This is a genomic window from Polaromonas sp. P1_G2 (assembly GCF_056405515.1).
Window position 1 is genome coordinate 1 of the sequence record NZ_JBFUBY010001782.1, and the last position, 356, is coordinate 356.

The 356-nt window shown below is 59.8% G+C and carries 1 protein-coding gene; it reads left to right on the top strand.

The window, feature by feature from the left end; genetic code table 11:
- Positions 1-11 precede the first annotated feature (11 nt).
- Positions 12-356, top strand: a 345-nt coding sequence (locus AC1D0P_RS32570) for a DUF1173 family protein (protein WP_477680495.1), incomplete at its 3' end; no start/stop codon positions are given.

Here is a 356-nt window from a genome sequence, read left to right on the forward strand (position 1 = left end):
GCCCGCTGTGCATGTGCAAGGCGCCGGCGGCACCGATGTACATCGCACGGGTCGAAGACCAGTATCTCATCAAGCGGATGCCACTATCGGGACGTGATCACGATCCTGCCTGCCCATCATATGAGCCTCCTTATGAGCTTTCCGGACTTGGCCCGTTGATCGGCAATGCGATCCAGATCGATGCCAGCGGCAAGACGAACCTAAAGTTGGATTTTTCGCTGACGAAACGGGGGCCTCGTGCCGCGCCCGGCGCGCCGGCTGAATCGACTGAACACGGCATCCGCAATGAGCCGCGAAAACTGTCGCTGCGGGCGATGCTGCATTATCTCTGGGAGGCGGGTGAACTAACGGAATGG